The 14406-nt window shown below is 42.1% G+C and carries 14 protein-coding genes and 1 tRNA gene; 14 read left to right on the top strand and 1 reads right to left on the bottom strand.

Annotation, left to right across the window (positions count from 1 at the left end; genetic code table 11):
- Positions 1–35: 35 nt before the first annotated feature.
- The gene (locus tag FXW07_RS04215; RefSeq protein WP_229394128.1) at positions 36–1664 is read right to left on the bottom strand and encodes an alpha-keto acid decarboxylase family protein; all 1629 of its coding nucleotides are present in this window, start codon (positions 1662–1664) and stop codon (positions 36–38) included.
- Positions 1665–2340: 676 nt separating this feature from the next.
- Between FXW07_RS04215 and FXW07_RS04220 the strand changes: the two genes are divergently transcribed.
- The 14 genes from FXW07_RS04220 (at position 2341) to FXW07_RS04285 (ending at position 13811) form a co-directional block, all read left to right on the top strand.
- Positions 2341–2721 (top strand): 50S ribosomal protein L18e, encoded by a 381-nt coding sequence (locus FXW07_RS04220; RefSeq protein ID WP_048123592.1) that lies wholly within the window; start codon positions 2341–2343, stop codon positions 2719–2721.
- A gap of 10 nt (positions 2722–2731) precedes the next feature.
- Positions 2732–3154, top strand: coding sequence for a 50S ribosomal protein L13 (locus tag FXW07_RS04225; protein WP_229394337.1), 423 nt, complete (start codon positions 2732–2734; stop codon positions 3152–3154).
- Positions 3155–3167: 13 nt separating this feature from the next.
- Positions 3168–3572, top strand: coding sequence for a 30S ribosomal protein S9 (locus FXW07_RS04230; RefSeq protein ID WP_048117809.1), 405 nt, complete (start codon positions 3168–3170; stop codon positions 3570–3572).
- Between the two features lie 4 nt (positions 3573–3576).
- Positions 3577–3765, top strand: coding sequence for a DNA-directed RNA polymerase subunit N (locus FXW07_RS04235; protein ID WP_048117805.1), 189 nt, complete (start codon positions 3577–3579; stop codon positions 3763–3765).
- A 1-nt stretch (position 3766) separates the two neighbouring features.
- A tRNA-Pro gene (locus tag FXW07_RS04240) sits at positions 3767–3841 on the top strand.
- A 113-nt stretch (positions 3842–3954) separates the two neighbouring features.
- Positions 3955–4137 carry a DNA-directed RNA polymerase subunit K gene (locus FXW07_RS04245; protein ID WP_048108139.1) on the top strand — a complete coding sequence of 61 codons (183 nt, stop codon included), beginning with the start codon at positions 3955–3957 and terminating at the stop codon, positions 4135–4137.
- 71 nt (positions 4138–4208) lie between these two features.
- Positions 4209–4952 carry a 30S ribosomal protein S2 gene (gene rpsB / locus FXW07_RS04250; RefSeq protein WP_052725315.1) on the top strand — a complete coding sequence of 248 codons (744 nt, stop codon included), beginning with the start codon at positions 4209–4211 and terminating at the stop codon, positions 4950–4952.
- A gap of 71 nt (positions 4953–5023) precedes the next feature.
- Positions 5024–5821 (top strand): MEMO1 family protein, encoded by a 798-nt coding sequence (locus tag FXW07_RS04255; RefSeq protein ID WP_229394130.1) that lies wholly within the window; start codon positions 5024–5026, stop codon positions 5819–5821.
- 259 nt (positions 5822–6080) lie between these two features.
- Positions 6081–6986 (top strand): mevalonate kinase, encoded by a 906-nt coding sequence (locus FXW07_RS04260; RefSeq protein WP_229394140.1) that lies wholly within the window; start codon positions 6081–6083, stop codon positions 6984–6986.
- Positions 6987–7082: 96 nt separating this feature from the next.
- Complete coding sequence (locus FXW07_RS04265) at positions 7083–7865, top strand: isopentenyl phosphate kinase (protein WP_229394158.1); 783 nt, start codon at positions 7083–7085, stop codon at positions 7863–7865.
- A 3-nt stretch (positions 7866–7868) separates the two neighbouring features.
- Complete coding sequence (gene fni / locus FXW07_RS04270; RefSeq protein ID WP_048117797.1) at positions 7869–8966, top strand: type 2 isopentenyl-diphosphate Delta-isomerase; 1098 nt, start codon at positions 7869–7871, stop codon at positions 8964–8966.
- A 1536-nt stretch (positions 8967–10502) separates the two neighbouring features.
- Positions 10503–11846, top strand: a complete 1344-nt coding sequence (locus FXW07_RS04275; protein ID WP_229394160.1) for an RNase J family beta-CASP ribonuclease — start codon at positions 10503–10505, stop codon at positions 11844–11846.
- Positions 11847–11881: 35 nt separating this feature from the next.
- Complete coding sequence (locus tag FXW07_RS04280) at positions 11882–12847, top strand: polyprenyl synthetase family protein (protein ID WP_229394163.1); 966 nt, start codon at positions 11882–11884, stop codon at positions 12845–12847.
- A 799-nt stretch (positions 12848–13646) separates the two neighbouring features.
- Positions 13647–13811, top strand: a complete 165-nt coding sequence (locus FXW07_RS04285) for a hypothetical protein (RefSeq protein ID WP_156150941.1) — start codon at positions 13647–13649, stop codon at positions 13809–13811.
- The last annotated feature ends 595 nt before the right edge of the window (positions 13812–14406 follow it).

Genomic DNA, 14406 nt, shown 5'->3' on the forward strand with positions numbered 1-14406 from the left:
TCCCCTAACTCTTTAATAAACGTAAATTGTATTGTTTACAAGTTTTTGTGAATCGTTTCCATAAGCCAGGGAGCCGATAATTTCGGTGTAACTATTTCTATGTATGCGCCTGTTTTAGCATTATCCAGTTCTCTCATTACCTTATCAAGGTCCCCGCAGGTAGTAACCTTTTTCGTAATCCAATCATTGCAGCCGAGAACCTCCGGTAATTTATAATATTCCCATTCTGCAAGGTCATTATAGCAGTAATCTAATTTTTCAGACAGCATTCTTTCTATCAGGTAACCGTGATTATTCAGCACGAAGATAATCGGCTTTAGACCATGGCGATAAAACTGGCTGATTTCCTGAACAGTCATCTGGTGTGACCCTTCTCCAGTAATAAGAATTACTCGCCTGTCAGGTGCAGCCAGTGAAGTGCCAAAGGAAGCTGGAGTAGCCCAGCCAATTGCTGCCCAGAGCATCTGGTTCTCGAACTTAGTTCCTTCTGGTAAAAGTAGGGGCAATAACCCATAGAAGGATGAGCTTGAGTCAGCTATGATTATGTCATCAAGCTTAAAGAACTCCGCGTACTTCGCGTATAAATAATCAGCCATTATTGGATCTTCAGCCTCTACCTCGGGAACGGCGGGACGGCTTGCAACAGGGCCACTGATATCGGTACGCTTGTTAAGCCTTCTGGAGAGTCCCTCCAGTACATCAAGCATTTTTACATTGATATAATCAGTATACCCTATATGGACACTTGAAGGCATGATATTGATGATTCGGGACTTATCCAGCTTAGCCGTGAACTTGCCTGTGTTAACATCAGACAGGATAGTGCCTATCGTAAGGATACAGTCGCAGGATTCCACAAATTCCCGGATTTCAGGATTGATAAGTTGTCCCATGTATAATCCCAGGTAGGAGGGATTAGTCTCGTCAAGCACTGACTTATCCAGAGCCATAGTAACATAAGGCAAGCCCGAAGCATTAATAACAGCCATAGACCGGTCCTTGAGGCAAAACCGGTCAACAAGAAAACCCGGCATAATACAGGCTTGTTTTGCATTCGAGAGTTTACCTGCAATAATCGAGACCACCTCTTCAAGCGTTACAGGATCGCTTTTTACAGGTTTTCTTGCAGGTGCCGTAAAGGATGAAATATTTGCATTCACATAGTCATGAGGTATTGCAATGTAGACAGGACGGTGGTTCTCCAGAGCCGTTTCGATAACACGCTCAACTTCCTGAACGCAGTTTTCCGGAGTAAGCATTGTACTTGCACATACTACTGGTGCAGCCATCTCCATAAATATACTTGATTCTCCGTCACCCAGCGAGTGATGCACTATATCATGCCTCTTCTGTGACTGTATTTTTGGCATTCCTACAATATGGAATACCAGATTGTACTCCGCATAAGAGCCTGCTATACCGCATAGTGTGGAAAGTTCACCTACACCAAAAGTAGTAGATAGCGCCGACATACCTTTAATACGAGCATAACCGTCAGCAGCATAAGCAGCGTTCAGTTCATTGCAGCAGCCTATCCAGCGAAGCTCTTTATCATCACAGATGGCGTTGTTGATCGGAAATGCAAAGTCCCCTGGTACGCCGAAAATGTCCCTTATCCCCAGTTGCTTTAATCTATCCAGAAGGTATTGAATAACTGTCAGCATGATAATATCACCTATTTCCTGTCTGCGGATTTCTGTCTGCGGATTCCTGTCTGCGGTTTTCTGCCTGCTTATTTCATATTTTGTACCAGGCGCAGTAATATATTGGTGACACTCATAAGGAAGTCTAGCTTCGTTTGCCGCCTGATTATAGAGCGGATATTGCCTGATTATAGATCAGATACTATTTGTATGCGAGATTTTCTCGCCTTCCTGAAACTGATTATTCCCTATATTCCCTAAACACTGATTATTCCCTATATTCCCTAAACACTGATTATTCCCTAGATAGTATAATTTGTTTAATATTATAAAAATAGAATTTATTTCTAATACATTCTATCTATACAGGTTAGTTTCCAGGTTAGTTCCAAAAGCAAGTATTATAATTAATGAGTAAATCGAAGATTGAGACTATAAGCAAACATAAACAAAAAAATATAAGAGACAAAAGAAGATTATTATTTGGAATTCTTGTAAATAGGACTAATGATGCACATAATCTTTATGTACTAGAAATGTTATTCACATCATACCAATTCCGACTAATCGCTTGTTCTTTAAATTTGCTGCTTCTGGATTCAAGTTCCAAAGGGGCAGCTATAGCGATGTTCGAACGCGATAGGGAATTTTTTTCCGCGTGAGTGAGGTTTATACAAATCTTGCGGAGGAACATACATTGGGTAAAAGATCACTGGTAAAACTGACAAGAAAAACAAATCCAAGAATCGTTTCCCTGATTCTTACCCTGAAGGAGAGGGCAAATACAAATACCGCCCCCATCTGGAAGGATATCGCGGGACGTCTTGAGATGCCGTCCAGAAACTATGCGGCTGTGAATATAAGTAAGATAAACAGACACACGGCAGAGGACGATGTTCTGCTTATTCCGGGAAAAGTGCTGGGCGCAGGTCTCCTTGACCACCCTGTAACTGTTGCGGCTTTAACCTTCAGTGGCTCCGCAGTTGAAAAGATCACTGAAGCCGGTGGCAAGTGCCTGAGTCTCGAAGAGATAATGGATGAAAATCCAAAAGGGTCCGGTATCCGGATTTTCCGCTGAGGTGTCGAAGATGACGGTTATCGATGCAAATGGGCTTATTCTAGGACGTCTTGCAAGTACAGTTGCAAAACAGTTGCTTTCAGGAGACGAAGAGATATATATTGTAAACGCTGAAAAAGCTGTAATTTCTGGCTCAAGGGCGACCACCCTCAGAGAATACCGGCAAACCCGGGAGAGAGGTAGTACGGAATTCGGACCTTACTTCCCGAAGCGTCCGGACCGCATCCTTAAGAGGACTATCCGTGGCATGCTGCCCCATAAGAGAGCAAGAGGCAGGGACGCAATGTCCAGGCTTAAGGTCTATGTAGGTGTTCCCTCTGAATTCAAGGACACTGAAGCAATCACAATTGCAGATGCCGATATGAGGCTTCTAAGTTCAAGTAAATATATTGAACTTGGTGAAGTGAGCCAGAAAATGGGTTCAAAATATTAAAGGGTGAGTCCTCATGGTCAAAGTAGTTAATTCATCTGGAAAGCACAAGACTGCAACTGCACGTGCAACAGTCACAAAAGGAACCGGAAAGGTCAGGATCAACAAAATTCCTCTCGAGCTATATACTCCAGAGCTTGTAATGATGAAGATCTCAGAACCCCTGCTAATCGCAGGAGATGAAGTGGTCTCCGGACTTGACATTAATGTAGATGTCAGGGGCGGCGGAATTATCGGACAGGCTAATGCGGTAAGGACCGCAGTTGCCAGAGGTATTGTGGAATGGACAAATGACACAATCATCAGAGATAACTTCGCAAGCTATGACCGCAATTTACTTGTAAGCGATTCCAGGCAGAAAGAATCAAAGAACTTTGGTGGACCCGGAGCAAGGGCTAAATACCAGAAATCTTACAGGTAAGACTATGATCCCAGTCCGATGTTTCTCATGTGGAAAAGTAATCTCAAACTATTGGGATGAGTACAAAAGGCGTGTCAATGATGGCGAAAACGCTGCCGTGGTATTGGATGATCTTGGAATCACCCGCTACTGCTGCCGCAGAATGTTTTTAAGCCATGTTGAACTCGTTGATGTGCTTTCGCCGTACCAGTAAAGGGACCGTAGGGTAGCTTGGTCCATCCTTCGGCGTTCGGGACGCCGGAACCTGAGTTCGAATCTCAGCGGTCCCATATCCCTAGTTTCAGGGTGCTGGTTTTAAGGCATGTACTGTAAAATATCAAACTTATCATGATTATTAATTATCGGAATTCATCGGAGCGTTTTTAAATTTCAGGGTGATCAGTTGGTCAAGGAAAAGTATACCCGGTTCGAGCGTGCACGGATCATAGGTGCAAGAGCATTGCAAATTGCAATGGGAGCTCCTGTCCTTGTTGAAGATGACGGGCGGCTGGACCCTCTTAATCTTGCTATTGAAGAGTTGAAGGCCGGAGTTATTCCTATAACGGTCAAACGTAAAACCAGTTAAAAACGCAGTGGGATAACATTTTCAGATACTGAATGTGTTTTATTGTTGATTCTATATTATGAGGTGACTTTATGGAGGAAAATGAGCAGACAGGGCAGGAAGAAAATAACGAACAGCCTTTGCCTGAAGAAGATGTCGTGGCTGAAGTAAAACCTGCACCTGAAAAGGAAGCCGCAGCAAAAACTGGATCTGTGCCTGTAGAAGCAGAGGAAGAAGAGCCTTCTGCTAAAGAAGGTTCTACATCTCTTGTTTCTATTGATGAATACCTGGCAGCAGGCGTTCACATAGGCACCCAGCAAAAGACCCAGGACATGATGCGTTTCGTATACAGGGTCAGAACTGATGGATTATATGTGCTTGACATCCAGTCAACAGATGAAAGAATAAGAGTTGCAGCAAAATTGCTGTCTCACTATGACCCTTCAAGGATCCTTGTGGTTTCTTCAAGGCAGTACGGGCAGCATCCTGCAAGGATGTTTTCCAGATCATTAGGCACAAGAGCAATGCTCGGAAGGTTTATCCCAGGGTTACTTACAAACCCTCAGATCCATGGTTTCTTTGAACCTGATGTTGTGATTGTAACCGACCCTGCAGGCGATGCCCAGGTACTAAAGGAAGCTTCAAGCATCGGGGTGCCTGTTGTAGCACTCTGTGATACTAACAACCTGATTTCAAATGTGGATCTTGTAATTCCCACAAACAACAAAGGTAGAAAAGCTCTTTCCCTTGTTTACTGGCTGCTTGCAAGGGAAGTTTCCCGGCTTAACAGTACTCCTTTCAATTACGAGTTGACTGACTTCGAAACACCTCTCTGATTCCGAAAGGCAGCCCTGCAGACTGCAAGGATATATAAAAAATAGCCCGTATCTTATATGGGTGATCATAAATGAGACAGCCAGCAGTTGCAGGGCAGTTCTATCCCCTGCGTCCTGAAAATCTGGAGAAAGAACTTAAGCAATGTTTTGAAGGTATGGAGATCCGGGAAAGAAATATCCTGGGAGCAGTTTGCCCGCATGCAGGATATGTCTATTCAGGGAGAGTTGCTGCACACGTTTATGCAGCTCTTCCCAAAGCCGACACATATGTTCTTTTTGGTCCCAACCATACGGGATATGGTTCACCGGTATCAGTATCCATAGATACCTGGAAAACCCCTCTGGGAACTCTCGAGGTTGATCGGGAACTTGCCGAAGGGCTATCAGGAAGTATTATTGATTTAGATGAGCTTGGGCACCGATACGAGCATTCGATCGAAGTTCAGCTTCCTTTCCTTCAATACCGCTTTGATCAAGATTTTAGGATTCTTCCTATTTGCCTGGGTATGCAGGATGAAGAGACCGCAATTGAGGTGGGAACCCTTATTGCCAACCTTGTTTCAAAAAGTGGGAAGAAAGTGTCCTTCATCGCATCCAGCGATTTTACTCATTATCAGCCTGCAAACCTTGCAAGGGAAACGGATAACGAAATTATAGAAGCTATCCTTGATCTGGATGTTCCAGGAATCTATGAAAGGCTTTATAGAAGAAATGCATCCGTATGCGGATATGGCCCTATTTCTGCGATGCTAACAGCCTCAAAGAAGCTTGGTGCAACCCGGGCCGAACTGCTTAACTATTCAAACAGTGGGGAGGTTTCCGGAGATATGAACGCAGTTGTAGGATATGCCGCAATTATTGTGGAGTAAAAGAAATTCCGCAGAAAAACGGAGTACATCTGTTTTTAATTTAAGATACAGAAACACTTACCTTTTCCAAATAAATTTTTTACGGATTTCAGACTTTATTAACCTGATCCAGATCTGTAAATAATAAAACAATAACAAATAAATTGAATAATACATTAAATAAATTTATTACTGAGTTAGAAGACAATATGCTTTCATTTCGAATGTAAATTCATTACTTTATATCTTAAATCGAATTTATGAATTTCAGAGGAGTAATATGATTTCGTGTTCTGCCCCCGGGAAAATTTATCTTTTCGGAGAACATGCGGTTGTCTACGGAGAAACCGCAATAGGATGTGCAATTGAATTAAGGACCCGTGTGCGGGTGGAATTATGTGACTCTATAATAATTCAGTCGGAAATTGGCCAAACAGGGATTGATTTTGAAAAACATCCTTATATCTCCGCAGCCATTGAGAAAATGAGAGAAATAGTGCCAATTGAGGGTGTTTATCTGAACGTTGATTCTGAGATTCCGGTGGGCTCGGGACTCAGTTCATCTGCCGCTGTTACGATTGCAAGTATAGGGGCACTCAATAAACTGTTTGGTTGTGGTCTCTCTCTAGAAGAAATCGCTAAAATGGGGCATGAAATCGAAGTTCAGGTGCAGGGAGCTGCAAGTCCTACTGACACTTATGTTTCTACATTCGGGGGGGTTGTGACCATCCCGGATAGGAGAAAGCTGAAGACGCCTGATTGCGGGATAGTTATCGGGGATACAGGAGTTTTCGCTTCTACAAAAGAGCTTGTAACAAATGTGAGAAAACTCCGTGAAACTTATCCACATCTTATAGAACCTCTAATGGTTGTCATTGGAAGAATTTCCAAAACCGCAGAACCCTTTTTCCAGACAGGAGATTACTCTTCAATTGGCAAACTTATGAATGTGAACCAGGGCCTTCTGGACGCACTTGGTGTAAATACTTATGAACTTTCCAAATTAATATACTCCTCTCGGGGAGCTGGAGCCTTCGGAGCAAAGAGCACAGGAGGTGGAGGTGGGGGATGTATGGTTGCCCTTACAGCACCTGACAAATGTACACAGGTTGCTGAAGCCATTGCAGGTGCAGGGGGCAAAGCAATCATAACAAAACCCACGGAACAGGGCTTAAGGTTAGAATAAATAACTCAAACCTTGAGCTCTTGGAGTCTTATTTCATAATTTCGCATTATTCATAAAGGAAGCTGGAAATTTTAAAAAGGTATTAAGTGATATTGCATGAATGTCTCAACCGAACCTGTTATCCTGAAACTTGGAGGCAGTGTCATTACTGACAAAGCCGCAGACCAAGGGGTTGTAAGAGAGGATGCCCTCCTGAGAATTGCAAAAGAAGTTTCCGAATACAGGGGAAAAATGATTATTGTACATGGTGCAGGTTCTTTTGGGCATACTTACGCTAAAAAATATGAGCTTGGCAGGGTTTTTGATCCAGAAGGAGCAATTGTAACACATGAATCTGTCAAGAAACTTGCATCCAGTGTGGTAGATGCTCTAAATGAGTACGGAGTACGGGCTATAGCGGTACATCCTATGTGCTGTACGGTTTGCAGAAACGGGCGGATTGAGAGTATGTACCTTGACAACATAAAGCTCATGCTCGAAAATGGGCTTGTCCCGGTGCTGCATGGAGATGTTGTTATGGATCTCGAACTCAGAGCGTGCGTGCTCTCAGGAGACCAGATCGTCCCCTATCTTGCAAAAGAACTCAAGATTACCCGGCTTGGGTTAGGCTCGGCAGAGGATGGAGTACTTGACAACGAAGGAAAAACCGTACCTGAGATAACCCCCAAAACTTTTGAGAATTTCAAGCGTTACATAAAGGGGTCGGAAAGTACCGATGTTACGGGCGGCATGCTAGGGAAGGTGCAGGAACTTCTGGAACTTAGCAAAACGTCTTGTATTACATCATATATATTCAATGCCAAGAAAGAGGATAATATATATCGGTTCTTAAATGGGGAATCTATGGGAACCACAATCAGTCCGGACAAAAGGGTATGAAATATGATTAGCACGACCTCAAAGCGAAAGATCGAACATCTGAAATTATGTGCTGAAAGCCCGGTTGAATCCCGAAAAGTCAGTGCGGGCTTTGAGGATGTGACCCTGATCCACAGGGCGCTTCCGGAACTCGATATGGATAAATTGAACCTGTCTATAGACCTTCTTGGAAAACGCCTGCAAGCTCCTTTTCTGATTGCTTCGATTACTGGAGGTCACCCTGACACTACTCCTGTAAATGCTGCACTTGCAGCTGCGGCTGAAGAGCTAGGGGTAGGAATTGGCGTTGGAAGCCAGAGAGCTGCAATTGATGACCCTGCTCAGGAAGAGTCTTTCAGGGTTGTCAGGGAAAAAGCTCCGACTGCTTTTATATACGGAAATGTGGGCGCTGCTCAGATTCGCCAGTATGGGATTGATGGAGTTGAAAAACTCATAGAAATGATCGATGCCGATGCCCTTGCTATTCACCTTAATTTCTTACAGGAAGCTATCCAGCCAGAAGGAGATAGGGATGCAACTGGCTGTCTTGAGATGATAAAAGAAATCTGCTCCGTGCTGGGCAAGCCAGTAATCATTAAAGAAACAGGAGCCGGGATCTCAAGGGAAGATGCCATTCTCCTCCAGAAAGCAGGCGTGTCTGCAATTGATGTAGGTGGCGCGGGAGGCACAAGCTGGGCAGGCGTCGAGGTCTACAGGGCCAGGAAAAGTGGAGATTATGCCTCCGAAAACCTTGGAGAACTTTTCTGGGACTTTGGAATTCCCACTGTTGCCAGTATTATAGAGTCCAGAGTCTCCCTTCCAATTATCGCAACCGGCGGGATCAGGACAGGGGTTGAGATCGCAAAATCCATTGCTCTCGGAGCCAGTGCGGCAAGTGCAGCCCTGCCTTTTGTAGGCCCTGCCCTTGAAGGAAAAGAATCGGTTGTCAGAGTCCTTTCCCGCATGCTGGATGAACTCAGGATTTCGATGTTTCTCTGCGGCTGTGCAAACATACAGGACCTGCGTAATGCACCTGTGGTTGTTACTGGCTGGACTCTTGAGTATTTAGGGCAACGTGGCTTTAACGTAAAAGACTATGCCATAGCAGGAGACTCGTTCTGAATCCGGCCGCAGAATTCGGTTTACTTGTACCTGTAATCTGTATTAAGATCTAATCTTTATTAAAATTCGGATAATAGCGGTAAGATATAATAGCAGATATGTTAATTAGAAGGGTCGTTCTACAACAATATTTATACATAATATGAAGGTAATGTTCGGGAATAAATCGTTGATATAAACAAGCGGTGTTGATATAAACAAGTGGTCCGTATTCCGAATCCTGGAAAACTGACTCAGGATCATACGGACAAACATAGGATTCACCTGAATGATCTGGAACTAGAGCAATTTTACACTGGATCTGCTTCAGGTTCATAAACTACAAGATATATTATTTGTTGTAAAATCAATGAAATTCAGGAATTAGTTTCATAGAATTACTGTAAAATTCATTAAATTAAGGAATTATTTCACAGTTATTCAGGCTGAAATTGTTTAGTATGAAGCGATTTCATTACAGAAAATAGAAAAATTATGATAATTGTAGAATCAGGAACTTTCTGATGAGGTTAGAATCACCTGAAAGATTATCATGATAGAAACTATCCAGATGAGAATGGATTGATGAGAAGCAGATGGGATAGAATCAAAATAGATTAGAATAAATTAGAATATATCAGAATAAGTCATGATAACTCAGAATAGGTCATAATAATTTAGAAGAAATTAAAATAAGTCATGATAACTCAGAATAGGTTGTAATGACTCAAAATCGATCATAATAACTCAAAATCGATTCTAATAACTTAGAATAGACCATAATAAGTTATGATAACTCAGAATAGGCCATAATAGCATAGAATAGGCCAGATGAATCAAGCCAGGAATTAATTAGAATAGGCCATAATAACTCAGAATAGGTTAGAGTGGATTGAATCAAGCCAGGAATTAATTAGAATCAACCAGAATAAAGCCATGAATAAACCAAAAAACCAGGTATAAAAAGCCCCAATACTAAAACCAGGAATAAAAAAGCCCCAGTTATAGCAAAACAGGTTGCTGAATAAGCTCTAGAAGAATCTGCTAAAATCGAAAAGCGGATATTTTCAAAGCCTTTAAAGGCGGAAATCTAACTTTACAGGATTGAGAAAATCAGGTTCTTAAGAAATACTAACCAGTAAGAGAAGAGCATGTAAAAGCTCCTGTTAATTTAAATAATAGCAGATTTTGTTTGATCTGAAAGGGTAGAATCCTTTAAAGAAATGTGTATCTAAAGAATAGGGAATTTAAAAGGCATTCCCGGGGCAATTCTGGAACGTGCTTAACAGGCATTTGAGTATCTGGTATAAACCAGATATATTAAAATAGAATTCTTCTGCAAGAGATGTAGCCTGATTCGTCTCATCGGGGGTGGAGTTCTTCCTGCAACAGAGCTGGATATGGCTGCTCTAAGGCTAATTCTGTGTTAGATTCTGCGTTAGATTCTATGCTATGCTGTACCATTCACATCGCAGCTATCATTTTAAGGTCATCACCTGATCCATTTTCTGAGGATTGGGGTTCACAAGGATAAAAAAATAAATAAGAGGTAAAAATATGACTGAAATAGGAATTGTTGCAGTCGGCGGTTACAATGAGATGGGCCGTAACATGACTGCAGTTATTGTAGGCGAAGATATCATCATTCTGGATATGGGGCTTCGTCTCGACAGGGTTCAGATCCATGAGGATGTCGAAATTGATAAAATGCATTCTCTCGAACTTATCGAGATGGGAGCAATTCCTGATGATACTATTATGAAAGAAATCAATGGAACTGTCCGGGCAATTGTCTGTACTCACGGGCACCTTGACCATATAGGTGCAATTCCGAAACTTGCCCACCGGTATAATGCTCCAATCATTTCTACACCGTATACAACGGCCCTTATAAAACAGCAGATCGAGGCCGAACGCAAGTTTGAGGTTTGCAACAGGGTTATTCCGTTGAATGCAGGTGGAACTTACCAGGTTACCGAAGATATTTCCATCGAATTCATTAATGTCCAGCATAGTATAATTGACTGTGTGCTTGCAGCAGTTCACACCCCAATTGGAGCGGTCCTTTATGCCTGCGACTTTAAGCTGGACCGCACTCCGACAATGGGTGAAGCTCCTGATTTCGAGCGTCTTAAAACCCTCGGGAGGGAAGGAGTTGTTGCAATGATTGTAGAGAGCACGAATGCCGGGCGTTCGGGGAAAACTCCGTCGGAACAGATCGCAAAGGATATGGTCAGGGACGTACTGCTTGGAACAGAAGAGTCAGAAGTAGGAATGGTTATTACCACCTTTGCCTCCCACATTCCCAGACTAAAAGCAATTATTGAAGCTGCTGGAGAAATGGGCAGGATTCCTGTTCTCCTGGGGCGTTCAATGGAACGTTATGTCGGGGCTGCTAGAGACCTTGGCTATCTGGAACTGCCTTCCAATGTAGAGATGCACGGCCAGAGAAAGGATGTAGATAGAGCTCTCAAACGTATTATCCAGGAAGGAAAGAATAAGTACCTTCCAATCGTCACCGGGCACCAGGGTGAACCAGGTTCCATACTTGTGCGCATTGCAAATGGGGAAACTCCGTATACAATTGAGCCAGGAGATAGGGTTATTTTCTCTGCAAATGTGATCCCGAGCCCAATGACTCAGGCTAACCGCTATGCCCTTGAGACCAAGCTCAAGATGCGGGGCGCCAGGATTTATGACAACGTGCATGTGTCAGGACATGCATACAGGGAAGACCATTGGGAACTCCTGCGTATGGTAAATCCTGAACATGTGATCCCTGCCCATGGGGATATGGAGATGCACGGACACTACATCGAGATGGCGGAAGATGCCGGGTATGTACTTGGAGATACAGTACACCTTCTCAGAAACGGTGAAGTGTTATATATAGAAGAATAACTCTATAGGAAATCATTCCGTACCTCGTGATATTTATGACGTTAGTTGATGAGATCAAAAAAAGAAGTGTCCATGTTGACGCCGCAATTGATGAACTGCTTCCGGTAGCCCATCCAGAGGAGTTGTATAAAGCCTCTCGCTACCTGGTAGATTCAGGAGGAAAGCGCCTCCGTCCCGCAGTTCTTATTCTGGCAGCTGAAGCTACAGGCTCTGACCTCAAGTCTGTCTTACCTGCAGCGGTGGCCGTGGAACTTGTACATAATTTCACTCTGATCCATGATGACATAATGGATAAGGATGATATTCGCAGAGGGAGACCTGCAGTCCATATGATATGGGGTGAAGCTGGAGCAATTCTTGCAGGTGATACACTTTATTCCAAAGCCTTTTCGATTTTGTCAAAAGTCCAAAATGAGCCTTCAAGAATTTTAACATGTATGGACGTTCTTTCAAAAACCTGTACCGAAATCTGTGAAGGCCAGTGGCTTGACATGGATTTCGAAAAAAGGGAAAAGGTTAGTAAAGCTGAATATATTGAGATGGTGGAAAAAAAGACCTCAGTCCTTTATGCAGCTGCAGCCAAGATTGGGGCTCTTCTTGGAGGAGCTTCTGATGAGATTGCTGAAGCCTTATCCGAGTATGGGCGCCTTATAGGGATCGGGTTCCAGATGTATGACGATGTTCTGGATATGGTCACCCCAGAGGAAGTTCTCGGTAAGGTAAGAGGCAGCGACCTTATGGAAGGAAAACATACCCTTATTGTAATCGACGCTTTCGAAAAAGGTGTGAAACTGGACATTTTCGGAAAAGGGGAAGCTACTCAGGAAGAAACTGACGAAGCCGTCCAGATTTTAACCGAATGCGGATCAATTGATTATGTAAAGGACCTTGCAATTTCATATATCAACGAAGGCAAAGCAAAACTGGACGCTCTGCGGGACTGCCCGGAAAAGGAGCTTCTCCTTCAGATTGCTGATTATATGATCTCAAGGAACTACTGAAAGCCACCCAAACAACAGGAGGCTTCAGAGAAGGTTGCGGCTAATTGAGGCCGCAATAACTTATATTTTTCATAACTTTTTTATTGACGAGTTCATCCCGAAATCAATTTTACTCTCAAAACCAGTAAAGTTTCAGAACTATTTTCTGTGATCTGAAACTTGATTGGTGATTCGAAATACAGTATCCTGAAAAGCAGTATTAAATTTTGGTTTTAGTTTATTATAGGCATGAAACTTTAAATTAACTTTCCTGATTACAAAAGAGCTATGATTGACTTGAAATCTTTTACGTCAAACAATTTTTCGCTTGAATTCAATTTTTGATATGATTTATTTAATATAATTTATGCTATTACTATGTGATGGAGTTTGGGAATAGAGATGGGGTATCATCGAAAAGAAAAGAATTTCCTGGGGGTTGCTGATTCTTCTTCGAATCAATGTGCTTGGGGGAGCATAAATTCGGAGAGACTGTATTGGGGGATACAGTAGATACAGCACCCTGGGCTTCTTCTTGCATTACATATTCAAAAGACACTTTAAAAAAAGGTTGTAAAGGAGAGTTTGTTTATCAAAAAATTCATCTCTTAGTGGCCCAGGACCCATTACATAGTCTTTTTTTAAAATCTTGATAGCATCCTGATAGTTAATCTTTATAGCTAATTTTTATGCTAGATAGAATTTTTATTCAATTTGCACCCCTCAAAGCGCAAGTTATTTATATTATAAAGAGGAAATAGGAATCCGTGTTCCTGTAAAGAAAAAGGGAATAAAACTTAGAATAAAGGAGAATCAGTTAATGAATAAAATGACAGAGAAGAAGCTTTCAAAGCAAATTTCACAAGGATCTTTGTTTGGGAATGGGATGCTTTTAACCTCTGAAGAAATATACAATAGATGTTGGGGCCATTCATACAATACTCATCAAAACTTAACAACAAATTGGAAAAGAGGCACATGTTAAAAATTAGTGGATGAGTAACCTTTAGACAGCCTTCAGAAAATCATCTACGTATAGATAAAAGCCAACCTGAAAATAGCGAAACCACAAAATGGGGTATAAAATGGAATACGAACTCGAAGAAGTAGAAAGAGATTACATCATGTTTAGAAAAGAAATGGGAGAAGAATAAACTCGAAAGAGTAAACTACCTCTCAATAGTCTACCAACATATCAGACAACCTCCAAAAAACAACCTCCATAAAAAACCTTCATAGAAACCCTCCATAAAAAACCTCCATAAAAACCTCCATAAAAAACCTCCATAAAAACAATCCAAACAAATAATCTGCAAAAATATCTAAAGACTTGCGTGAGTTCGTCACAAAACTTGACAATCGTTCAAAATTCAAGGCTCAGAAAACCAATTTTGAGTTTTGTGATGAGCTCAAAACTAAAATAAAAATATAAGGAGTTTTATTCATGAAACATTTAAAAATATGCCCAAAATGCCACGCTAAACTGAAACTGCGCTCAGACGGCGAGATCCAGTACTGTAGTATTTGCAAGTATTGGACAAAAGTAGGTACTGCAAGACTCGATTCAATAATGATTTTTG

It is taken from the genome of Methanosarcina sp. DH1, assembly GCF_020804205.1.
Lineage (GTDB): Archaea > Halobacteriota > Methanosarcinia > Methanosarcinales > Methanosarcinaceae > Methanosarcina > Methanosarcina vacuolata.